A 20,542-nucleotide genomic window follows, 5' to 3' on the forward strand; every position below is an offset into this window, starting at 1 on the left:
CGCTGATACGGATTGCGCCTACTTTCGGCTCCTCAATGCCCGCCGTGATCAGGAGCCGCACCCATGAACCTTCCCTTCAAACGTGTCATCAGTCTGTTTGCCGCGCCGGCGCTGGCGGGTCTGCTGGCGTTCTCTGCCCAGGCCGACGAGCTCAAGGAAATCAGGATTGCCGTGCCTGATCTGAGCGCGGGTACTCAACACAGCGGCGGGGGCATCGTGGACGTGCTGCGCGATCAGCAGATCTTCGAAAAGGCCTTCGCCGATCAGGGCATCAAGATTCAGTGGAGCTTCTTCAAGGGCGCCGGGCCGGTGATCAACGAGGCGTTCGCCAACGGTCAGGTGGATCTGGCCTATCTCGGAGATCTGGCGGCCATCATCGGCAAGTCCAACGGTCTGGATACGCGCCTGCTCAGCGCCAGCGCCCGGGGTGTGAAGCAATACCTGGGCGTGGTGCCGGGTTCGGGGATCAAGACGCTGCAGGATCTCAAAGGCAAGCGCGTGGCGATCTTCCGGGGCACCGCGACCCAGCTGTCGTTCGATGCGGCGCTGGCCAGCGTGGGCCTGAGCGAGAAGGACGTGAAAGTGATCAACCTCGATTTCAACGCAGCGGTTGCGGCGCTGGCGGCGAAGCAGATCGATGCGTCGTGGGGCAGTTCCGGGCTGACTGCATTGCAGGCCAAAGGCCTGGCCGAGTTGCCGCTTAACACCAAAGACCTCGGTGGCGCCGGTAGTGTGCAGTCGGTGCTGGTTGGTACCGGCAAGTTTGTCGACGGGCATCCGGAAGCCGTGGCGAAGCTGCTCAAGGCGCAGCAGCAGGCGGTGGAGTGGCTGACTCAGGACAGCAACAAGGACGCTTACGTGCAGCTTGTGTCGGGACTCGCGAGCTATCCGCCAGTGATCCTGACCCAGGATCTGAAGGATCAGAATCTGAGCGAAGTGTTCCCGTCGACACTGGACCCGCTGTTCCTCGAAAACCTGCAGGGCAAGGTGGATCTGGCGGCGCAGCAGAAGCTGATTCGCAAGCCGTTCAAGGTGAACGAGTGGGTGGCGCCTGAGCTGGCGGCCGCGAAGCTCTGAGTCATGCAGTCATTCCCGCGCAAGGCGTGGGAATGACCCTCAAACCGCGACGCTGATCGCCTGTTTATCCACCGCCACCAGCGTCTCGATCATCGCCCGCGCCGCCGGTGACAGCCGGAATCCCGTGCGGCTCACTATCCCGCATCGCGCATTCATGCTCTCCAGGTTCTGCGGCAGATTGCGCCAGTGCAGCAGCGCCAGCGAGCCTTGGGCGATGTCCTCGACAAACGCCTCTTCAGTGCCCACGCCAATCGCGTCGGATTGCAGCACCACTTTCACCAGCGCTGGAAAATGCTCGGTCTCGATGGTCGGTGAGAAATCGATCCGCCCGCTGAGATTTGCCAGCAGTTTGCGAATGCCCGGCGGGATCAGCGTGGTCGCCAGCGGGTAGTCGAACATGTCGTTGGTCGACAGGCTTTCCTTGGCCAGCAGCGGATGCCCCGGCCGGCAGAAAAACACCCCGCGCTTGGGTGTCAGCGGCTGGGTCTGGAAGTTCGGGTCGGACTCGAAATGGCGGATGTCGGCGATGAAGAATTCGATCTCTTCGCGGCTCAGGGCGCGGCTGAGTTTTTCCCAGTTATCCACCTGAAAACAGGTGCGCACTTTCGGGTGCGCATTGATGAATTGCGCCACCGCGTCCGGCACCAGTTTTACCGCCGGCGCCGGGCCGCAACCGAAGTGCAGTTCGCCAGCGTCGAGCTTGGTCATCTGCGTCACTTCGGCGCTGAGTAATGCGGCGCCCTGCACCAGGGTCAGGGCGTGTTGCAGAACCACCTGGCCTTCGGGCGTGGGGCGCAGATCCTTGTTGCCGCGATCCACCAGCACGCAGCCGAACTCCTGCTCCAGCCCCTGAATACTGCGGCTGAACGCCGGTTGAGTGATGCCCATGGCGTCAGCCGCACGGACAAAACTGCGGTGTTCGTTGAGGGCGATGAAGTAGCGCAACTGGCGAAGATCCATATGCTTTTCCGGCATCCTAAAAATAGCTCGAAGGCATTTGCGACGAGGTTGCTTGAGGTTTTAAATGCAAGCTCTTATTCCGTCAACGAAGCATGTGAATATCTATTAGATGTAAATGGAATATAGATAGAGCGTTGTTTCGCTGCCGTCCAACCGCAAGCAGTCGATGAGGGTCTACCCATGAGCAATGCCGCACTCGCTGTAAAACCCGCTGTCCACGCGCTGGACATTCATCCGGTGGCCGGCCGTATCGGCGCCGAAATCCGTGGAGTGCACCTGTCCGGTGAGCTGGATGCCGCGACGGTTGAAGCCATTCAACAGGCGCTGATCCAGTACAAGGTCGTGTTCTTCCGCGAGCAGACCCAGCTCGACGATCAGCGCCAGGAAGCCTTCGCGCATCTGCTCGGCGAGCCCGTGGCGCACCCGACCGTGCCGTCCCGCGAGGGCACCCGTTATCTGCTGGAACTGGACGGCGCCGAAGGGCAGCGCGCCAACTCCTGGCACACCGACGTGACCTTCGTCGATGCCTACCCGAAAGCCTCGATCCTGCGTTCGGTGGTGGCTCCGGCGTTCGGTGGCGACACGCTGTGGGCGAACACCGCGACCGCGTACAACGAACTGCCGACGGAATTGCGTGAGCTGGCAGACAAACTGGTGGCCGTGCACAGCAACGAGTACGACTACGCCGCCGTGAAGCCGGACGTGTCGGCGGAGAAGCTCGAGCGCTATCGCAAGATCTTCACCTCGACCGTCTACGAGACTGAACATCCGGTGGTTCGTGTACACCCGATCAGCGGCGAAAAGAGCTTGTTGCTGGGGCACTTCGTCAAGCGCATCAAGGGCTATTCCCAGGCTGATTCGGCGCACCTGTTCGGCTTGCTGCAGAGCCATGTGATTCGCCAGGAGAACGTCGTGCGCTGGCGCTGGAAGGCCGGTGACGTGGCGATCTGGGATAACCGCTCGACGCAGCATTATGCGATTGATGATTACGGCACTCAGGATCGTGTGGTGCGTCGGGTGACGCTCAAAGGGGAAGTGCCGGTCGGGGCGAATGGGCAGCGTAGCCAGACCATCAAAGGCGCAGAAATCGTCGGTGTCTGACTGATCGTTCCCACGTCGAGGCGTCGAACCGTCTGCGTGGGAATGCCTCAAGGGACGCTCTGCGTCCGCTTTGGGACGCGGAGCGTCCCGGGCTGCATTCCCACGCGGAGCGTGGGAACGATCAACAACAATCTCAATCACCAGACGCCAATCTGAACGAGCTTCTCAGTCTCCGGCTCCCCATAACGAAACCGCTGCCCACGCAAATCAATCTCCTGATGACTGATGGTCGTGCGCCGCTTCAACCCGCGCACCCACTCGAACAGATACCCCGCATGCTCCTCGCGCACTGCCGCATACGCCGGATCAGCGCCCAGATCCTGCAGCTCCTGCGGGTCATTCAACAGATCGAAAAGCTGCGGCCGGAAGCCGTCGTACGCCAGGTATTTCCAGCGCTCGCTGCGCACCATGGTCATGCGGCAGCGGTCGATCGGCTGGCCCAGTCGCTCACGTGCCGGGGCCTGGAAGGCATAGTCGTATTCGCTGATCGCATAGCGGCGCCAGTCAGGACTTTCACCGTGCAGCAGCGGAATCAACGAGCGACCCTCCAGTCGATGCTCGGCGCCCCTCACACCCAGCGCTTCGAGAGAGGTCGGCACGCCGTCGATGGTTTCCGCCAGGCGTTCGTCCACCGTGCCCCGCGTGACATCCGCCGCCGCACGCGGGTCGCGCAAGATCAGGGGGACGCCCACCGCCTGCTCCAGCAAAAACTCCTTCTCGCCCAGCCAGTGATCGCCCAGAAAGTCGCCGTGATCGCTGGTGAACACGATCAGCGTGTCCTCCCAGCGACCGTTGCTTTGCAGGAAATCGAACAGCCGCCCCAACTGATCATCGACCTGTTTGACCAGGCCCATGTACGTCGGGATTACGTTCAGTCGTACCGGATCTTTGGAGAAATTCAGGCTTTCCTCATGCTGGCGAAAGGCCTGATAGACCGGGTGGTCGCTTGGAGAGGCATTACGTACCGGTTCGAGAATCGATTTCGTACTGTACAAGGTGTGGTATGGCGCCGGTACGATGTAGGGCCAGTGGGGTTTGATATAGGACAGGTGTAAAAACCACGGTTTTTCACCTTGCTCACCGATGAAGTCGATGGCTCGATTTGTAGTGTAGACAGTCTCTGAATGTTGCTCGGGAATTCGCGCTGGCAAATGGGCATTGCGCATTTTCCAGCCGCTGAGGATTTCGCCGTTGTCGCCTTCGGCCGCGTTGGCCCAGTCGTGCCAGGGGTTACGCCCTTCGAAACCCTGTTCCCGCAGGTAATGGGTGTAAGGCGCGGATTCGCGTTTGTCATCGAACAGTGGATCGTCCGGGAAGATGCCGTCGTGTCGAAAGTACGGCTCGAAGCCGACTTCGTTGAGCACTTCGGCCTGGGCGCTTTCGGGGTTGATCGCCAGCCGCTGCAAGGCATCCACGTTGGCCGTGGCGTGGGTCTTGCCGACCAGCGCAGTACGAATGCCGTGGGGCCGCAGGTAATCGCCGATGGTCAGTTCTTCCAGCGGCAGCGGCACCGCGTTCCACGCTACTTGATGGCTGCTGACATAGCGCCCGGTGTAGGCCGACATCCGCGACGGCCCGCAGATCGTGCCCTGTGTATAGGCGCGGCTGAAGCGCACGCCGGCGGCGGCCAGGCGATCGATGTTCGGGGTGTGCAGGTGCGGGTGGCCGTAGCAGGACAGGTAATCGCGGCGCAGTTGATCGCACATGATGTACAGCACGTTGCGCACAGGGTTTTGCGGGTTGGACATGGGGTTCACCAGTCAGAAAGACAGGCGAGGTTTTTCGCTTTCGGCGAGGGTGTTCGGCAAGTGCATTCGGGGAATGTGTTTCATGCAAGAAATGCATTGGCGCCTGTACCGGCCTCTTCGCGAGCAAGCCCGCTCCCACAGGAGTACGCGTTCCAGATGTGGGAGCGGGCTTGCTCGCGAAGGCGGTGCGTCAGACGGCAAAATTGTCCAGTGAACACAGTTCTTCTTCCACCGCATCGATCGCCTTGATCTGCTCGATCATCGCCTCGGCCAACGGTGACAAGCGATACCCGGCGCGGCTGACAATTCCGTAACGGGTGTAAAGCTCCTCCAGATCATCCGCCAACCCTTCGACCTTCAAGCACACCAACTCACCCCGGGCCTGATGCAGCGCATCCGAATAGGCGCCGACGATGCCGATCGCGTCGGAGCGCAGCACCACGCCGAGCAGGCTGGCGCTGTTCTCGCACTCCACATTCGGGACGAAATCCGGGCGGCCACTAAGATCGACGATGACCTTGCGTAGATTCGGCGGACGAATGCTCACGGCCAGTGGATAACTCATCAATTGCTCGGCCGTGACCCGATCCGATGCGGCCAGCGGATGCCCGGAGCGGCAGCAGAAATGCCATTTGCGCGGTCGCAACCGGTGGGTCAGATAATCCGGATCCGCCTCGAAGTGCCGAGTATCGGCAACGAAGAATTCGAACTCTTCGCTCAGCAGCCGTTTGCTCAGGCTCTGCCAGTCATCGACCTGGTAATGCACCCGCGCTTTCGGGTATCGGCCGATGAAGCTGCCGATCGCTCGCGGGATCAATCCTGCCGCCGGCGCCGGGCCGCAACCGAAGCGCAATTCCCCCGCCTCCAGCCCGTTGAACTGGCTGATCTCGTTGGCCATCTGCTGCGCACCGCTGACCAGTCGCCGCGCATGTTCAAGCAGCACCTGGCCCTGTTTGGTCGGTGGCAATTCCTTGCGCCCGCGATCCACCAACTGACAACCGACGCTGTGTTCCAGCGCCTGAATGCTGCGGCTGAATGCCGACTGCGACAGGTTCACCGCCTGCGCGCCGGCGACGAAGCTGCGTTGTTCGGCGAGGGCGATGAAGTGTCTGAGCTGGCGCAAGTCGATATGCATTTTTCACATAAAAAATATCCGGGAAATGCATTGGATATGCATTAGGTCGACTCCTTATAAAGGCAATCTCTTATGCAGTAAATCTTTGTAAAAACATAAATAAATAACTTAAAAGAATATGCAGCACGGAAGATGTCTGCGTGTTTTTTGACCAGGAGCAGCCCCATGAGTCCGTTGAACCTCGCTTCACCGCCGCCGCCACGACGGCTCAAACGTCTGCCTCTGGCCCTGTTGCTGGCGGGGAGTGCCAGCTGGACCCACGGCTACGCTGCGGAAACGGAAACCCCTGTGCCGGCACCGGCAGGCAAGACCGCGACCGCCACTTCGCAACTGGAAACCGTGACCGTCACCACCCGCCGTCGCGAAGAAAGTTCTCAGGACGTGCCGACGCCCATGAGCGTGGTGAGCGGCACGACTTTGGAGACGCAACGGGTCTACCGGATTCAGGATCTGCAGCAACTGGTGCCCAGCGTCAACGTCGCCTACATGCATGCGCGCCAGTCCAGCGTGTCGATCCGGGGCCTGGGCAACAACCCGGCCAGCGACGGTCTGGAAGGCAGCGTCGGGCTGTACATCGACAACGTTTATCTGGGTCGCCCGGGGATGGCGGTGTTCGACCTGATGGACATCGAACAGCTCGAAGTCCTGCGCGGGCCGCAGGGGACTTTATTCGGCAAGAACACCACCGCCGGGGTGATCAACATCAGTACCCGCGCGCCGAGTTTCACCCCGGAGCGCAGCATCGAGACGTCGGTCGGCGAGGACGGTTACTTCCAGACCAAGGGCACGCTTTCCGGGCCGCTCAACGATCAGTTGGCCGGACGCATCTCTGCCTATCGCACCCGCAGCGACGGTGACATCAAGAACGAATTCAACGGCCATGACCTGAACGGCGGTTCCCGCGACGGCTTCCGGGCGCAACTGCTGTTCAAGCCCAACGAGAATTTCAATCTGCGCTGGATCGGTGATTACAACGAAGAGGATTCCAGCGCCGGCACCCGCGTGCTGTACAACACCGGGCCGACCATCAATGGCGTCAATCTCTACTCGGCCCGCGCCGCCGCTGCCGGCGCGACGCTGGTCAACGGCTCGCACCGCAAGGTCAATCTGGACAACGACCAGCACGTCACCGTGCATCAGGGCGGCACGTCGGTGGAGGCCAACTGGACCCTGCCGAGCGACTTCACCCTGACCTCGGTCAGCTCGTACCGCTTCTGGAATTTCACCCCGCGCAACGACGATGGCCTCAACGTGCCGGCGACCTACAACGCCGGGGTGTCGGTGGAGGACAAACAGTATTCCCAGGAATTTCGCCTCGCGTCGCCCAAGGGCGAGTTCTTCGATTACGTCCTCGGTGCCTACTATTTCGGCTCGGACCTGGACAACAAATCCTTCGCCTATTACGGCCCGCAGGCAGACATCTGGAACGGCACGCCACGGGGTGCGCTGGCCAACGTCAACACCGTCGGTCGTGGCCACATCAAGACCGACAGCTTCGCGCTGTTCGCCCAAGGCACCTGGCACCTGACCCCGCGTCTGGATTTCACCGCCGGGGTGCGTGGCACCTATGAAGAGAAGAACGCCTGGGTCAATCGTGATGCGCCGGTCGGTGGCGCCGCTGTCACGGGTGCCGCCGCCACCGCGCGACGCGGCCGGACCGGCGCCTACGATTCCGGCGACCTGAATCAGTACAGCTCCAGCCCGTCCGGATTGCTCAATCTCAGCTATCGCTTCACCGATGATCTGCTCGGCTACGCCACCTTGTCTCACGGCGAAAAATCCGGCGGGGTCAACCTTGTGGTCGGCTCGGCCCCGACCGCTGGCGCCGACTCGTTGCTGATCGGCACCGAGCGCGCCAACAACGCCGAACTCGGCTTCAAGAGCACGCTGTGGGATCGGCGTTTGCAGCTCAACGCCAACGTGTTCTGGACTCAGGTCAACGCTTACCAGACCAACGCCTACGACGACGTCAACCGTGTGCAATACCTGACCAACGCCGGTTCAGTGCGCTCGCGCGGCGTGGAGTTCGAGAGCACCGTGATCCCGTTGCGCGGCCTGACGCTGAACTTCAACGGCTCGTACAACGACGTCAGTTACCTCTCGTACAAGGACGCGCCGTGCCCGCCGGAAGTCAGCCAGGCACCGGGTGCTCCGGCCTCGTGCGACCTCAGCGGTCATCAGGTGGTCGGCGCCTCGAAATGGATCGGCAACGCCAACGGCAAGTACGAATGGAATCTGGATAACGGCCTGCAACCTTACGTCACCGGCAGCTACGCGTTCCGCTCTAAAGCGGTGGGCACGGTCGAAGATTCCGACTATGGCCAGATCCCGAGCTATGCGGTGGTCAATCTCTCCACCGGCCTGCGCGGCGATTTCAATCAGGGTCAGTGGGACGTCTCGCTGTGGCTGAAAAACGCCTTCGACAAAACCTACTACACGACCCTGTGGACCGGCGGCAACGGCGGTTACGAAGGCCTGCTCGGTACGCCGCGCACCCTTGGCGTCACCGGTCGCTATGACTTCTGATCGACCCTTCAAGGAGCTGCATCATGTTGCGCATCAAAACCGCTTTACCGGTGTTGTTGTCCGGCGCAGTGCTCAGTGCCGGGGCGCTCGCCGCGCCCAGCGTCTACCCCACCGGCGTCACCCGTTACGACCCGGCCAAGGCCTTCAATCAATATGTGATCTTCAGCGGTGCCGACAAGCAGACGCGCCTGATCGACATGAACGGCAACGAGGTCAAGAACTGGCCGCAGTCGGGTTTCCCGTCGGCGATCATCGACCCGAAACTGGTGGGTGGCGAGCGCGGCCATGTGTTGCTGCAACTGAGCGAAAAGGATCCAGGCAAGCTCGGCTCCGCCGGCAATGGCCTCGGCAATCAGAGCGTCGGCGAGCTGGACTGGAATGGCAAAGTCGTCTGGCAGTGGGGCGACAAGGCGCCCGGTGGTGCGGCGCAACAGCATCACGATCAGCGTCGCCTGAGCAACGGCAACACCGTGGTGCTGGCGAACAAGGTGCACAAGGTCAAAGGCTTCAAGGTGCCCGAGGTGATCGACGATGCAATCTACGAAGTCAGCCCCGCTGGTGCGGTGAAATGGCAGTGGCTGGCGTCGGATCACTTGAACGAATTCGGCTTCACCGCCGAGCAGTTGAAGCTGGTTCGCGCCAGTGAAAATCCGGATTACTTGCACATCAACAACCTCAGCCTGGTCGGGCCGAACAAGTGGTTCGATGCCGGCGACAAGCGCTTCAACCCGGACAACCTGCTGATCGATTCGCGCAACGCCAACTTCATCGTGATCATCGACAAACACAGCGGCAAGGTGGTCTGGCGCCTGGGGCCGAATCTGCCGTTGGCCAATCCGAAAACCGCGCAGAAAATCCCGCGCCCGGTGGACCAGTTCGTCGGTCAGCATGACGCGCACATCATCCCGGCCGGATTGCCCGGCGCGGGCAATCTGCTGGTGTTCGACAACCAGGGTTCGGCGGGTTACCCGAACGTCACGCTGGGGCTGATTTCCGGTTCGCGGGTGCTGGAGATCGACCCGGTGAAAAATGAAATCGTCTGGCAGTACAGCGCCGCCAATTCGAAGCAGCCGGGGTGGGCGTTCTACAGCTCGTTCATCAGCAGCGCGCGGCGCTTGCCCAACGGCAATACGCTGATCGATGAAGGCATGAACGGGCGGTTTTTCCAGGTGACGGCCAGTGGTGAAAACGTCTGGGAATACGTCAGCCCTTATCTGGGCAAGGCGCCGGGCAGCGACGCGATCAGCAACTGGGTCTATCGGGCCCTTCCTGTGAGTTATGACTGGGTGCCGGCAGGAACGCCGCGCTCGGAAACGGCAGTGATTGCGCCGGCCATTGGTGTGCAACAAACCAATGCCAGTCGTTAGTTATTAAGAGTCTTCCGAATCGAAATAATTTATGAGCGACATGAATAGTGCATATAGCAATTTCGTTGAAAAGTCGCGTGGACAATAAATGAATGTCCAACCATCCTGAGTGTCGTGAGTTTCCAGGAGGAAACTTGCTCTCATCGGAAGACACTTATCCAACGATAAAGGAAATCTCGTTATGTCGAGCATTAATGGCACTTATGTAAATGCCAACTCTGGCGCCAAGCTGGTTATCACCGACGGTAATGATTCCAATGGCAGCTTCAGCGGCACCCTCAGCCAGGGTGGCGTGAATTATGACATCCGTTACGGGAACTACCACTTCCAGAACAGCACCGGCAACCCGACTACAATCGCGGTGCTGGCTCAGAACGGAAATAGTGGTTATCAGACCTGGACGCTGTTTTCGCCTGATCACAACTACGCGAAACTCCGGGCTACCGGCTCGCGCGTGAACTTCGATGGTGAAGTTGTGAATTTGGGTGGTGAGTTTCTGAAGCAATAAGAAATTCCGTAAATCGAAGGCCGATGCATTAAACATGCATCGGCCTTTTTATTTACCTCTTAAAAAGCTCGTCAACTATCACCTTGGCATTAGTTGTCACTGAATCCCGGGTCATCGATAACCCAATGCCTTGGATGAATACTTTTTATGCCAGGAAAGCATGTCGATTTCGGCGAATCGCTGGAAGCCTTGCAGGCCGTGGCTTTGGCGGAAATGACCGTTTCATATATTCCATAAGCGTCTATTCATAACATGAAAGATTACTTTCGGAGATAAGCGTCTAGCCCAATGATTGACCCATCGATCACGCCGTGGGGGATTCAACAAGCGGCGAATCGGCTACGCGAAAAAACGCAAAGAGACCGCAGGGAGTAAATCAATGGGCAATGTCCAGACCGCCGCCAGTGCACAGGAGGTGCTGTGGCGCCAGGCGCCGAGCGGCGAGTTGGTCGATCTCGGCCGGCCCCATCGCGTGCCGTTGGGGCAACTGCGTTTGCAGCGCGCGCCCAAGGGCATTCTGAGCCGCCGCGAAACAATTCTGCTCGGCGTTCTGGCGCTGGTGGTGCATGGCGCGGTGATCTACTGGATCACCCAGCATCCGACACCGGCGCTGCCGATCGTGCCGCCGGAAATTCCACCGATGACCATCGAATTTTCGCGCCCGGCGCCACCAGCTCCACCTGTGGTTGTACCGCCGCCACCGGCGCCTGTGGTCGAGCCTCCGCCACCGGTGGAGGACGAACTGGCAACCAAGCCGCCACCGAAACCGAAACCGATTCCCAAACCGAAACCGGTCGCCAAACCTGTACCGAAACCAGCGCCAAAGGCGGTCGAGCAACCACCGGCTCCGCCACAACCGGCCGCTCCGGTCGCCGCGCCAGCGCCACCTGCACCACCAGCGCCTGCTCCGGTGACGCCGGCCTCGGCCAACGCGGCGTACCTGAAGAACCCGGCGCCGGAGTATCCGTCGCTGGCCCAGCGTCGCGGTTGGGAAGGCACGGTGTTGCTGCGGGTACACGTGTTGGCCAGCGGCAAACCGGGCGAGATCCAGATTCAGAAAAGCAGTGGCCGGCAACAGCTCGACGACGCGGCGCTGGACGCCGTGAAGCGCTGGAGCTTCGTGCCGGCCAAGCAGGGTGATGTCGCCCAGGACGGCTGGGTCAGCGTGCCTATCGATTTCAAGATTCATTAAACCGAAACCAATTTCGCGCTAAACGTTTACACGAGGGAACACATCATGACGTTACTGGCATCTCCACTGGAATCCATCGAAAGCGCGGTGATCTGGCTGCTGGTGGTCTTCTCTGTCGCCACCTGGGGCCTGGCATTGCTCAAGGCTTTGCAGTTCGGCCGGTTGAAGGCGCAGGACCGCAAGTTTCACAAGCGCTTCTGGGCGGCGTCGAGTCTGGACTCCGCCGCCGAGTTGAGCGAAACCCAGCCCGGCGCAGCAGCGCGGGTGGCACAGGCCGGTTATGCGGCGATACAAGTGGGCGAGGCGCCGCAGGCCAACGACCTGAGCCAGGCGATCAATCATCAGGATCGCCTCGAACGTGCCTTGCGCCAGCAGATCGTCCGCGAGCGCCGTTCGCTGGAAACCGGTCTGGCGGTGGTCGCGAGTATTGGCAGCACCTCGCCGTTCATTGGTCTGTTCGGCACGGTGTGGGGAATCATGGAAGCGTTGAAAGGCATCAGCGCGGCGGGCTCGGCGAGCCTGGAAACGGTCGCAGGGCCCATCGGTGCAGCGCTGGTCGCCACCGGTGTGGGGATCGCGGTCGCGGTGCCGGCGGTGCTGGTTTACAACTACTTTTTGCGTCGTCTGAAACTGACGGCGGCGGACCTGGACGACTTTGCCCACGACTTCTACAGCCTGGCGCAAAAGAGCGCGTTCCGCGTGTTGATCCACCCGACCGCGCATAAGGCAGCGGCCCAGGGCAACGCAACAAAAGTGAAGGAGGCGTCCTGATATGGCCTTCTCCACGCAAGACAGCGACGAGGTGCTGAGCGAAATCAACGTGACGCCGCTGGTGGACGTGATGCTGGTGCTGCTGGTGGTGTTCATCGTCACCGCGCCGCTTTTGACCAACGCGATACCGATCAACCTGCCGAAGACCGAAGCGGTGGCGCCGGTCGAGCAGAAAGACCCGTTGGTGGTGAGCATCGACGGTGCTGGAAAACTATTTATCAACAAGGACGAAATCCAGCCGGACCTGCTGGAGTTCAACCTCAAGTCGGCCAAGGCGAAGGACCCGGAAGTGCGCGTGCAATTGCAGGCCGACGACGGGGTGAATTACGGCGAAGTGGCGCGAGCCATGGCTTCGATTGAGCGGGCGGGCATCACCAAGCTGTCGGTGATCACTGCACGATAAGGGTTTCACGTTTTTCCGGGGCCGTCTCCTTGGCAGGGTGCGGCCCCTTTTTTTGCCCAATGCTTAATATTCTTTTCAGGTCTTAATAAATAGCTTCTTATTCCTTAACGAATATAAATCCCGTCCCTATACTCGTTCAGGAACAGACACGACGCAGGAGAGCTCCCCCATGCGCAACGAATCAATCCGTTATCTGATTGTGCCGGGCTGGCAAGGATCGCCAGAAGATCATTGGCAAACCCACTGGCAGAACAGCCTGCCCAACAGCGCGCGGGTGGAGCAGGTCGACTGGCTGACGCCGCGTCGTGAAGACTGGGTCGCTGCGCTGGCTGAGGCAATTGCTGCCGACAGCTCGCCGGTGATTCTCATCGCGCACAGCCTGGGCTGCATCACTGTGGCGCACTGGGCGGCCACCGCGCCGCTGCATCATTTGCGTCAGGTACGCGGGGCGCTGCTGGTTGCGCCAGCGGATGTCGAGCGTCCGGCGTGCGTGCCGGCACTGCGTAATTTCGCGCCGATCCCGACCGATCTGCTGCCCTTCCCGAGCCAGGTCGTCAGCTCCGACAACGACGCCGCCGTCAGTGCGCCGCGTGCGCTGGAACTGGCGCGCAACTGGGGCGCCGAGGCGGGGATTCTCGCGGGCGCCGGCCATATCAACGTGAAGTCCGGGCATCAACGCTGGGAGCAGGGATTCGCTTATCTGTATCGCCTGCAAAACCGCATGGAACATCACGCCCGGCGCCGTGCCTGATCACTTTTATTTTTTTCAACGCCCCCGTCTCCCGGCGATTTGGGGCGGGAGTCTGCCATGAGTTTTGAAACCTTCGGTCAGCCGTTGCTGACCTTTCCCGATGCGGAAAAAAGTCCCCTGAGCATCCGCGCCAAGGCGCTGGTGTTCGTCGATCCACGCTCGCGTCAGTTGCGCGAGGAAATGGCCCAGCTCGCACCGCGCTCGACCTCTGTGTTGATTCACGGCGAGACCGGCACCGGCAAGGAATTGCTCGCCCGCCACATACACCGCGCCAGTGATCGCAGCGGGCTGTTTGTCTCGGTCAATTGCGGGGCGATCAGCCCGACCTACGCCGATGCGGAGTTGTTCGGCTACGCCGCCGGCAGCTACAGCGGATCGGCCAGCAGTCGCGCCGGCTGGTTCGGTTCGGCCAACGGCGGCACCTTGTACCTGGACGAGATCGGCGACCTGCCGCTGCCGATCCAGATCAAATTGCTTTCCGCCCTGGAAAACCACGAAGTCACCCGCGTCGGTGCACATCAACCAAGCCCCGTGGACGTGCGCCTGGTCGCTGCGACCAGCATCGATCTGGCCCAAGCAGTGGCGGCGGGGAAATTCCACGAGCGGCTTTATCACTATCTCAGCGAAGGGCATCTGGAACTGCCGGCATTGCGCGCGCGGGTCGGCGACATTCTGTCGTTGGCCGAGTACTTCCTTGGCATCTACAGCCAGCGCCTGGATCTGCCGGTGCCGCTGATCAGCGAAGCGGCGCAACAGGTGCTGGAGCAGCACAGCTGGCCGGGCAACACCCGGGAGCTGGAAAACGTTATTCATTTTGCGCTGCTGGTGAGTACCGGCGACGAAATTCTGCCAGAACACCTGAACCTGCCCGAGGTGTCTGGGCCGCTGGTTCAGATCGAACGTCAAGTGGCGAACATCAGCCTCAACGGCACCGTCGACGAACGTAAGGCATTGAAAGAATTGCTGTTGAGCCTGAGCGAGGCGTTGTAACCATTTTGTTCAACATGAACAAAATGGAATATGAAGCTGAATAAACGTTATTGTCCGGGAATAAAAAATCCCGGTATTGTCCGCTTCACGCCAGCAGTAGCACATCGCTGGCACACGTATTAATGCCGTCGTCGATGACGACCGATTTTCGATAAGGACACTGCATGAAAAAGGTTCTGTTGTTTACCGCATTGGCGGCTGCTCTGACTGCTTCCCTGGCCCAGGCCGGCGAGAAACTGGTGGTTGCTGCGACGCCGGTACCGCACGCCGAGATCCTCGAACTGATCAAGCCGACCCTCGCCAAAGAAGGCGTGGATCTGGAAATCAAGGTCTTCACCGACTACGTGCAGCCGAACGTACAGGTGGGCGAGAAGCGTCTGGACGCCAACTACTTCCAGACCAAGCCTTACCTGGACAGCTTCAACGCCGGCAAATACAAGGACGACAAGGCCAAGTACCTGGTGACCGTGCAAGGTGTTCACGTTGAACCGTTCGGTGGCTACTCGAGCAAGTACAAGACCCTGGCCGAACTGCCGGACGGCGCCACCATCGCCATTCCGAACGAAGGCAGCAACAGCGGTCGTGCACTGATCCTGCTGCAGAAGGCTGGCCTGATCGAGCTGAAAGATCCTAAGAACGCTCTGGCCACGCCAAAAGACATCGCCAAGAACCCGCACAACTTCAAGTTCAAGGAACTGGAGTCGGCCCTGCTGCCGCGCGTTCTGAAAGAAGTCGATCTGGACATGATCAACACCAACTACGCGCTGGAAGCCAAGTTGAACCCGACCAAGGACGCCCTGGTGATCGAAGGCGCTGATTCGCCTTACGTGAACTTCCTGGTCGCCCGTGAAGACAACAAGAACAGCGACGCCATCAAGAAACTGGCCGCTGCCCTGACCAGCCCTGAAGTCAAAGCGTTCATCGAGAAGAAGTACAACGGCGCGGTACTGCCGGCGTTCTGATCCGACGCAACAGCAACCCACTTCAAGGTTGAAAAAAACGCCGATGACCAGCGATGGTCATCGGCGTTTTTGTGTGTGCGTTTGCGATGATCGTTCCCACGCTCTGCGTGGGAATGCCTCATCGGGCGCTCTGCGTTCGGCTCTTGATGGGACGCGGAGCGCCCCGGGCTGCATTCCCACGCAGAGGGTTCGACGCCTCGACGTGGGAACGATCGAAGTGGGGGCTACGCAGCGCTGGTTTTCAGCGCCCTGCGCAAAGCCACCAGCCATTTCACGAAATCCTGCGGGTCCGGTCGCTGCGGCACTTTTACGTCCATGTTCTCTTCCTTGTTATGGGGTCGGCCGGGGGAGTCTGGCCAAAAGCTGTTCGTCCTTGGAGGGCTTTTACGAAAAAAAGATCCGTCCTACAGCGAAAGGAAAAATAGCCTTCTTATTCTGTCGGAGCAAACCCGCAGGATAGTTTTTTGCGTGATATCAATATGCTTTAACGGTATTTAAATTCTTTTTCTTATACCTTTAAAGTCGGTGCCTGCCGGACAGTTACCCGCTGTCCATGGACTGCACCACCGTCGCTTACCGAGCGGCGTCAGGATGTTTCATGACCTTCGATTACGCATTTATCCTCAGCATCCTGCCGGCGTTTCTCAAAGCCGTGGGCGTGACGCTGCAGGTCGGTTTGATCGCCATTGGCACCTCGCTGCTGGTGGCATTGCTCAATGCGACGATTCTGGTGTTCCGCACGCCTTACCTGCAAAAACTGGTCGGGCTGTATGTGGAGCTGGCGCGCAACACGCCGCTGCTGATCCAGTTGTTCTTCGTCTACTTCGCGCTGCCGGCGCTGGGGATCAAGGTTTCCGGTTTCACTGCGGCGATCATCACCATGACTTTTCTCGGCGGCGCCTACCTCACCGAAGTGCTGCGCGCCGGCGTCGATGCGGTGCCTCAGGCGCAACTGGAATCCGGTCGCTCCATCGGCTTGTCCCACGGCCAGTTGCTGCGCTACGTGATCCTGCCGCAAGCCGGAATCCTCAGCCTGCCGTCGCTGTTCGCCAACTTCATTTTCCTGCTCAAGGAGACCACCGTGGTCTCGGCCGTGGCGGTGCCGGAAATTCTCTACACCACCAAAAGCTACATCGCGCTCTACTACAAGACCTACGAAATGCTCGCCGTGCTGACGCTGATCTGCGTGCTGTTGTTCCTGCCGCTGTCGCTGCTGTTGAGCCGTCTGGAAAGGAGGCTCCAGCATGGCCAGTTCGGGTCTTGAACTGCTCTGGGTGTCGTTGCCGCAGTTGGCAAAAGGCGCCGGGCAAACCCTGTCGATCTCGTTCCTGAGCATCGCCATCAGCACCGTCGGCGGCGTGCTCTACGGCGTGCTGCGCACGCTCAACGTGACGTGGCTGAACGCGCTGCTGCGGATCTATCTGGAGCTGTTCCGGGCGATCCCGGTGCTGGTCTGGTTGTACCTGCTGTTTTTCGGCCTGCCGATTTTCTTCGGTCTGAGCCTGCCGAGCTTCTGGTGTGCGGTGCTGGTGCTGTCGCTGTGGGGCGCCAGCGAGGTGGGCGAAGTGGCGCGCGGTGCGTTGCATTCGTTGCCGCGCGGGCAGCGTGAGGCGGGGCTGTCGATCGGCCTGAACGCGGCGCAGCTCTACGGCTACGTGCTGTTGCCCCAGGCGCTGAAGCGCATGACGCCGCCGACCATCAACGTCTACACGCGGATCATCAAGACCAGTTCGCTGGCGGTGCTGATCGGCGTGGTGGATGTGATCAAGGTCGGCCAGCAGATCATCGAACGCACCTACGAATCGGTGCTGATCTACGGCGCGCTGTTCCTGTTTTTCTTTTTCATCTGCTACCCGCTGTCGGCCGCCTCGCGCGTGCTGGAGCGGCGCTGGACGCAAGCATGAGCGCATTGATCGAGTTTCAGGGTTTCAACAAATTCTTCGGTGAACAGCAGGTGCTCAAGGGCATCGACCTGCAAGTGAAGTCCGGCGAAGTCATCGTCATCCTCGGCCCCAGCGGCTGCGGAAAAAGCACCTTGCTGCGCTGCCTCAACGGTCTGGAAACCGCCCACAGTGGCTCTCTGAAATTCGCCGGCCGCGAATTGCTGGATAAGGCCACCGACTGGCGCGAAGTACGTCAGCAGATCGGCATGGTGTTCCAGAGTTATCACCTGTTTCCGCACATGAGCGTGCTCGATAATTTGCTGCTCGGCCCGCTCAAGGTGCAGAAGCGCGAACGCCGCGAAGCACAGCAGCAAGCTGAAGCGTTGCTTGAGCGCGTGGGCCTGTCGGACAAGCGCGACGCCTTCCCGCGCCAGCTCTCCGGTGGCCAGCAGCAACGCATCGCCATCGTCCGCTCGTTGTGCATGAACCCGCGGGTCATGCTCTTCGACGAAGTCACCGCCGCCCTTGATCCGGAGATGGTCAAGGAAGTGCTGGAAGTGATTCAGGGCCTGGCCCGCGAAGGCATGACCCTGCTTATCGTCACCCACGAAATGGCCTTCGCCCGCGCGGTGGCCGATCGCATCGTGTTCATGGATGCCGGGCGCATCCTTGAACAGAACCCGCCCGAGCTTTTCTTTACGAACCCGCAAACCGCACGCGCGCAGCAGTTCCTGGAGAAGTTCTCCTACGTTGAAGCACTGCCTTCAACGACTTCGCCCAAAACGACTCAACCCAAGGAACTGGAACTGCCATGAAAACTGCCAAAGCCCTATTTGCTTTACCGCTGATCAGCCTTGCGCTGCTGGCCGGCTGCAACAAGACCGAAGAACCGGCCAAGCCGAAAGTCGCCAGCGAAAGCACCGCGCCGGCCGGTTACCTGGACAAGATCAAGGCCCGCGACAAACTGATCGTTGGCGTATTCACCGACAAACCGCCGTTCGGTTTCGTCAACGAAGCGGGGCGTTACGTCGGCTTCGATACCGACATCGGCCGTCAATTCGCCAAGGATCTGCTGGGCGACGAAAACAAGGTCGAGTTCGTGGCCGTCGAGCCGGCGAGCCGCATTCCGTTCCTGCAAAGCGACAAGGTCGACCTGATCCTCGCCAACATGACCGTGACCCCGGAGCGCAAGGAAGCGGTGGAATTCACCAATCCGAACCTCAAGGTCGCGGTGCAGGCGTTGGTGCCCCAAGGCAGCGAAGTGAAGAAACTGGATGACCTGGCGACCCGCACCACCATCGTCACCACCGGCACTACCGCCGATATCTGGCTGACCAAGAACCACCCGGACTGGAAACTGCTGAAGTTCGAGAAAAACTCCGAGTCCCTGCAAGCCCTGGCCAACGGCCGTGGCGATGCCTACGCGCAGGACAATCTGGTGCTGTTCAGCTGGGCCAAGCAGAACCCGGGCTACCGCGTTCTGGACGAAAAACTTGGCGCCGAAGCGCCGATTGCCCCGGCGGTGAAGAAGGGCAATATCGAATTGCGCGACTGGGTGAACACCGAACTGGCCAAGCTGGGCGAAGAGAAATACCTGCTCAAGCTGTATGACCAATATGTGCGCAAAGAGCTGAGTGATGACACCAAGCCAGAGAGCGTGATTGTTGAAGGCGGGAAGTGGCAGGGTTAACTCCCTGACAGATGATCGTTCCCACGCTCCGCGTGGGAATGCAGCCCGTGACGCTCCGCGTCACTGGACGCGGAGCGTCCCCAGAGGCATTCCCACGCAGAGCGTGGGAACGATCAGATACGGTGTGGGATCGAGAGTGTGAGGCTAATCAGGCCAATTCCACGCCGGCTCATCCAGAATCCTCTGCCCGACGATCCCGGTCTGGCCGAGGTTTTTTTCCAGCACGATGCAATTGCATTCCGGGTCTTCCTGCAACGCCGAAATCAAGCGCCGGGCATGGGACACCACCCACACCTGACACTGCTCCGACACGCGGATGATCAAGCGCGCCAGCGCTGGCAGCAGGTCCGGATGCAGGCTGGTTTCCGGCTCGTTCAGCACCATCAGCGATGGCGGGCGTGGCGTCAGCAGCGCGGCGACCAGCAGCAGATAGCGCAACGTGCCATCCGACAGTTCCGCCGCCGACAACGGCCGCAGCAATCCTTCCTGAAAAAACTCGATGGCAAAGCGTCCGCCCGCCAGCGGTGCGATATTCAGCCGTGCGCCGGGAAAGGCGTCGCTGATCGCCGCCTGCAACGCCTCGGGATCGCCGATCTCGCGGATGGTCTGCAACGCCGCTGCCAGATCGCGCCCGTCGTGGTGCAGCACCGGCGTGCGCGTGCCCAGTTGCGGCTGGCGTACCGGGGCGTCGGCGTCGCTGCGAAAGTGATCGTAGAAGCGCCAGCGGCGGATGAACTCGCGCATCTGGAACACTTCCGGCGAGGTGCGCAGGCTGCCGACCTGATCGAACAGGCTGTCGAAGTTCGGCGTGTATTGCGCCAGAACATCCCAGCCACGACCTTCACGGGCACGGATCATCGGCCCGTCGCGATCCACCAGCAGGCTGGCCGGACGATAGAGCGGCCCGGCCCAGATGCATTCCTTTTTGATTTCCGGGTCGAGGGAAAAGAACGAGAGGCTTGGCTCCGGCAATCCCAGGGCGATCGAATAGCTGAAATCTTCCCCGGCAAAGCCCAGACGCAGGCGTTTGACACCTTGGCGCACCGTGGACTGGATCGGCACCTCGCCGTTGCGCATGCGTCGGCTGATGGTTTCCGGCCCGGCCCAGAAGGTCGAGTCGAGCCCTCCCTCACGGGCCAGCGCATTGACCACGCCGCCCTGAGCGGTTTCCGCCAGCAGCCGCAGCGCCCGGTACAGGTTCGACTTGCCGCTGCCGTTGGGGCCGGTGATCAGGTTCAGACGGCCCAGCGGAATCACCAATTTATTGATCGAGCGGTAATTGGCCACCGCGAGGGTCTTGAGCATTGAATCCTCGTTGATCGTTCCCACGCTGTGCGTGGGAATGCATCTGCGTCAAAGGCAGACGCGGAGCGTCCATGGCGGCGTTACCACGCAGAGCGTGGGAACGATTGCAGGGAGTATAAGATTCGCGCACACAGACTCGGAACCCTGTTCTAAGCTCACAGTCGTATCGTCAC

At 60.5% G+C, this 20,542-nt stretch carries 19 protein-coding genes; 15 read left to right on the forward strand and 4 right to left on the reverse strand.

Annotated features, from left to right (window positions below; genetic code table 11):
* The first annotated feature begins 63 nt into the window (after positions 1 to 63).
* Positions 64 to 1,077 carry an ABC transporter substrate-binding protein gene (locus CAF90_RS22760; RefSeq protein ID WP_011331920.1) on the forward strand — a complete coding sequence of 338 codons (1,014 nt, stop codon included), beginning with the start codon at positions 64 to 66 and terminating at the stop codon, positions 1,075 to 1,077.
* A gap of 39 nt (positions 1,078 to 1,116) precedes the next feature.
* Here CAF90_RS22760 and CAF90_RS22765 read toward each other — a convergent pair whose 3' ends face one another.
* Positions 1,117 to 2,037, reverse strand: a complete 921-nt coding sequence (locus tag CAF90_RS22765) for a LysR family transcriptional regulator (RefSeq protein WP_085608580.1) — start codon at positions 2,035 to 2,037, stop codon at positions 1,117 to 1,119.
* Between the two features lie 180 nt (positions 2,038 to 2,217).
* On the opposite strand from CAF90_RS22765, the gene CAF90_RS22770 reads away from it, so the two are divergent.
* Positions 2,218 to 3,138: a TauD/TfdA family dioxygenase gene (locus tag CAF90_RS22770; RefSeq protein WP_007952791.1), complete on the forward strand. Its 921-nt coding sequence runs from the start codon at positions 2,218 to 2,220 to the stop codon at positions 3,136 to 3,138.
* 137 nt (positions 3,139 to 3,275) lie between these two features.
* Here the strand turns inward: CAF90_RS22770 and CAF90_RS22775 are convergent, their stop codons facing one another.
* Complete coding sequence (locus CAF90_RS22775; RefSeq protein ID WP_085608581.1) at positions 3,276 to 4,886, reverse strand: alkaline phosphatase family protein; 1,611 nt, start codon at positions 4,884 to 4,886, stop codon at positions 3,276 to 3,278.
* Between the two features lie 190 nt (positions 4,887 to 5,076).
* On the reverse strand, positions 5,077 to 6,021 hold the full coding sequence (locus CAF90_RS22780; protein ID WP_085608582.1) for a LysR family transcriptional regulator: 945 nt from the start codon (positions 6,019 to 6,021) through the stop codon (positions 5,077 to 5,079).
* Between the two features lie 165 nt (positions 6,022 to 6,186).
* On the opposite strand from CAF90_RS22780, the gene CAF90_RS22785 reads away from it, so the two are divergent.
* The 13 genes from CAF90_RS22785 (at position 6,187) to CAF90_RS22845 (ending at position 19,064) form a co-directional block, all read left to right on the forward strand.
* Positions 6,187 to 8,547: a TonB-dependent receptor gene (locus CAF90_RS22785; RefSeq protein ID WP_085608583.1), complete on the forward strand. Its 2,361-nt coding sequence runs from the start codon at positions 6,187 to 6,189 to the stop codon at positions 8,545 to 8,547.
* A 23-nt stretch (positions 8,548 to 8,570) separates the two neighbouring features.
* Positions 8,571 to 9,914 carry an aryl-sulfate sulfotransferase gene (locus CAF90_RS22790; protein WP_085608584.1) on the forward strand — a complete coding sequence of 448 codons (1,344 nt, stop codon included), beginning with the start codon at positions 8,571 to 8,573 and terminating at the stop codon, positions 9,912 to 9,914.
* Positions 9,915 to 10,095: 181 nt separating this feature from the next.
* Entirely contained in the window at positions 10,096 to 10,422 is a 327-nt protein-coding gene (locus tag CAF90_RS22795; protein WP_039764506.1) for a hypothetical protein, read from the forward strand.
* A gap of 379 nt (positions 10,423 to 10,801) precedes the next feature.
* Complete coding sequence (locus tag CAF90_RS22800) at positions 10,802 to 11,614, forward strand: energy transducer TonB (protein ID WP_007952777.1); 813 nt, start codon at positions 10,802 to 10,804, stop codon at positions 11,612 to 11,614.
* A gap of 45 nt (positions 11,615 to 11,659) precedes the next feature.
* Positions 11,660 to 12,385, forward strand: a complete 726-nt coding sequence (locus CAF90_RS22805) for a MotA/TolQ/ExbB proton channel family protein (RefSeq protein ID WP_085608585.1) — start codon at positions 11,660 to 11,662, stop codon at positions 12,383 to 12,385.
* Position 12,386: 1 nt separating this feature from the next.
* Positions 12,387 to 12,788 carry a biopolymer transporter ExbD gene (locus CAF90_RS22810; RefSeq protein ID WP_003220570.1) on the forward strand — a complete coding sequence of 134 codons (402 nt, stop codon included), beginning with the start codon at positions 12,387 to 12,389 and terminating at the stop codon, positions 12,786 to 12,788.
* Between the two features lie 169 nt (positions 12,789 to 12,957).
* Entirely contained in the window at positions 12,958 to 13,539 is a 582-nt protein-coding gene (locus CAF90_RS22815) for an alpha/beta hydrolase (RefSeq protein WP_085608586.1), read from the forward strand.
* Between the two features lie 57 nt (positions 13,540 to 13,596).
* A complete protein-coding gene (locus tag CAF90_RS22820) occupies positions 13,597 to 14,529 on the forward strand; it encodes a sigma 54-interacting transcriptional regulator (protein ID WP_085608587.1) in 933 nt (310 codons plus the stop codon).
* A 164-nt stretch (positions 14,530 to 14,693) separates the two neighbouring features.
* On the forward strand, positions 14,694 to 15,491 hold the full coding sequence (locus tag CAF90_RS22825; RefSeq protein WP_011331930.1) for a MetQ/NlpA family ABC transporter substrate-binding protein: 798 nt from the start codon (positions 14,694 to 14,696) through the stop codon (positions 15,489 to 15,491).
* Positions 15,492 to 16,089: 598 nt separating this feature from the next.
* The gene (locus tag CAF90_RS22830) at positions 16,090 to 16,755 is read left to right on the forward strand and encodes an amino acid ABC transporter permease (protein ID WP_085608588.1); all 666 of its coding nucleotides are present in this window, start codon (positions 16,090 to 16,092) and stop codon (positions 16,753 to 16,755) included.
* Positions 16,736 to 17,395, forward strand: coding sequence for an amino acid ABC transporter permease (locus tag CAF90_RS22835; RefSeq protein ID WP_007952770.1), 660 nt, complete (start codon positions 16,736 to 16,738; stop codon positions 17,393 to 17,395). The genes CAF90_RS22830 and CAF90_RS22835 overlap by 20 nt, the downstream gene beginning before the upstream one ends.
* Positions 17,392 to 18,189: an amino acid ABC transporter ATP-binding protein gene (locus CAF90_RS22840; protein ID WP_085608589.1), complete on the forward strand. Its 798-nt coding sequence runs from the start codon at positions 17,392 to 17,394 to the stop codon at positions 18,187 to 18,189. The genes CAF90_RS22835 and CAF90_RS22840 overlap by 4 nt, the downstream gene beginning before the upstream one ends.
* Positions 18,186 to 19,064, forward strand: a complete 879-nt coding sequence (locus tag CAF90_RS22845; RefSeq protein WP_007952765.1) for a transporter substrate-binding domain-containing protein — start codon at positions 18,186 to 18,188, stop codon at positions 19,062 to 19,064. Before CAF90_RS22840 ends, CAF90_RS22845 begins: the two co-directional genes overlap by 4 nt.
* Positions 19,065 to 19,208: 144 nt before the next feature.
* Here the strand turns inward: CAF90_RS22845 and CAF90_RS22850 are convergent, their stop codons facing one another.
* A complete protein-coding gene (locus CAF90_RS22850; RefSeq protein ID WP_085608590.1) occupies positions 19,209 to 20,369 on the reverse strand; it encodes an AAA family ATPase in 1,161 nt (386 codons plus the stop codon).
* Positions 20,370 to 20,542 lie beyond the last annotated feature (173 nt).

The organism is Pseudomonas sp. B37(2017) (genome assembly GCF_002112885.1).
GTDB classification, from domain to species: Bacteria; Pseudomonadota; Gammaproteobacteria; order Pseudomonadales; family Pseudomonadaceae; genus Aquipseudomonas; species Aquipseudomonas paraglycinae.

Bases quoted from the DNA above. Each gene is read 5' to 3' on its own strand.
- CAF90_RS22810 (WP_003220570.1), top strand. From the start codon at position 12,387: ATGGCCTTCTCCACGCAAGACAGCGACGAGGTGCTGAGCGAAATCAAC.
- CAF90_RS22805 (WP_085608585.1), top strand. From the start codon at position 11,660: ATGACGTTACTGGCATCTCCACTGGAATCCATCGAAAGCGCGGTGATC.
- CAF90_RS22835 (WP_007952770.1), top strand. From the start codon at position 16,736: ATGGCCAGTTCGGGTCTTGAACTGCTCTGGGTGTCGTTGCCGCAGTTG.
- CAF90_RS22765 (WP_085608580.1), bottom strand. From the start codon at position 2,037: ATGGATCTTCGCCAGTTGCGCTACTTCATCGCCCTCAACGAACACCGC.
- CAF90_RS22785 (WP_085608583.1), top strand. From the start codon at position 6,187: ATGAGTCCGTTGAACCTCGCTTCACCGCCGCCGCCACGACGGCTCAAA.
- CAF90_RS22850 (WP_085608590.1), bottom strand. From the start codon at position 20,369: ATGCTCAAGACCCTCGCGGTGGCCAATTACCGCTCGATCAATAAATTG.
- CAF90_RS22795 (WP_039764506.1), top strand. From the start codon at position 10,096: ATGTCGAGCATTAATGGCACTTATGTAAATGCCAACTCTGGCGCCAAG.
- CAF90_RS22780 (WP_085608582.1), bottom strand. From the start codon at position 6,021: ATGCATATCGACTTGCGCCAGCTCAGACACTTCATCGCCCTCGCCGAA.
- CAF90_RS22775 (WP_085608581.1), bottom strand. From the start codon at position 4,886: ATGTCCAACCCGCAAAACCCTGTGCGCAACGTGCTGTACATCATGTGC.
- CAF90_RS22820 (WP_085608587.1), top strand. From the start codon at position 13,597: ATGAGTTTTGAAACCTTCGGTCAGCCGTTGCTGACCTTTCCCGATGCG.
- CAF90_RS22830 (WP_085608588.1), top strand. From the start codon at position 16,090: ATGACCTTCGATTACGCATTTATCCTCAGCATCCTGCCGGCGTTTCTC.
- CAF90_RS22815 (WP_085608586.1), top strand. From the start codon at position 12,958: ATGCGCAACGAATCAATCCGTTATCTGATTGTGCCGGGCTGGCAAGGA.
- CAF90_RS22840 (WP_085608589.1), top strand. From the start codon at position 17,392: ATGAGCGCATTGATCGAGTTTCAGGGTTTCAACAAATTCTTCGGTGAA.
- CAF90_RS22825 (WP_011331930.1), top strand. From the start codon at position 14,694: ATGAAAAAGGTTCTGTTGTTTACCGCATTGGCGGCTGCTCTGACTGCT.
- CAF90_RS22845 (WP_007952765.1), top strand. From the start codon at position 18,186: ATGAAAACTGCCAAAGCCCTATTTGCTTTACCGCTGATCAGCCTTGCG.
- CAF90_RS22800 (WP_007952777.1), top strand. From the start codon at position 10,802: ATGGGCAATGTCCAGACCGCCGCCAGTGCACAGGAGGTGCTGTGGCGC.
- CAF90_RS22770 (WP_007952791.1), top strand. From the start codon at position 2,218: ATGAGCAATGCCGCACTCGCTGTAAAACCCGCTGTCCACGCGCTGGAC.
- CAF90_RS22790 (WP_085608584.1), top strand. From the start codon at position 8,571: ATGTTGCGCATCAAAACCGCTTTACCGGTGTTGTTGTCCGGCGCAGTG.
- CAF90_RS22760 (WP_011331920.1), top strand. From the start codon at position 64: ATGAACCTTCCCTTCAAACGTGTCATCAGTCTGTTTGCCGCGCCGGCG.